This window comes from Arenibacter sp. F20364 (genome assembly GCF_023015905.1).
Lineage (GTDB): Bacteria > Bacteroidota > Bacteroidia > Flavobacteriales > Flavobacteriaceae > Arenibacter.
Genome location: NZ_JALKBD010000126.1, coordinates 1 through 852, shown reverse-complemented (window position 1 = coordinate 852; position 852 = coordinate 1). Strand labels below are relative to the sequence as shown.

The 852-nt window shown below is 62.3% G+C and carries 1 pseudogene; it reads right to left on the bottom strand.

Going from position 1 to position 852, the window contains the following annotated elements:
• Positions 1 to 852: pseudogene (locus MWU84_RS24000) on the bottom strand (collagen-like protein); the annotation flags it as partial.

Here is an 852-nt window from a genome sequence, read left to right as displayed (position 1 = left end):
AGTCGGACCCTGTGCTCCTGTAGCTCCGGTATCTCCTGTTGGGCCTTGGGCTCCGGTCGGACCTTGGGTTCCTGTGGCTCCCGTATCTCCTGTTGAGCCTTGCGCACCAGTCGGACCCTGTGCTCCTGTAGCTCCGGTATCTCCTGTTGGGCCTTGGGCACCGGTCGGACCTTGGGCACCGGTTGGACCTTGTGCTCCTGTTGGACCTTGTGCTCCTGTAGCACCTGTATCTCCAGTCGGACCCTGAGCTCCTGTAGCTCCCGTATCTCCTGTTGGGCCTTGGGCGCCAGTCGGACCTTGGGCTCCGGTAGCACCTGTATCTCCTGTTGGACCTTGCGCACCGGTTGGACCCTGTGCTCCTGTAGCACCCGTATCTCCTGTTGGGCCTTGGGCACCGGTTGGACCTTGAGCTCCTGTGGCTCCGGTATCTCCTGTTGGGCCTTGGGCTCCAGTCGGACCCTGAGTTCCTGTAGCACCTGTATCTCCTGTCGGGCCTTGGGCACCGGTCGGACCTTGAGCTCCTGTGGCTCCGGTATCTCCTGTCGGACCTTGGGCACCGGTTGGACCTTGAGCTCCTGTGGCTCCCGTATCTCCTGTTGGGCCTTGGGCTCCAGTCGGACCCTGAGCTCCTGTAGCACCTGTATCTCCTGTCGGGCCTTGGGCACCGGTCGGACCTTGAGCTCCTGTAGCTCCGGTGTCACCCATTGGACCTTGGGCACCGGTCGGACCTTGGGCTCCTGTAGCACCTGTATCTCCTGTTGGACCTTGGGCTCCAGTCGGACCCTGAGCTCCTGTAGCACCTGTATCTCCAGTCGGACCTTGGGCACCGGTTGGACCTTGTGCTCCTGTAGC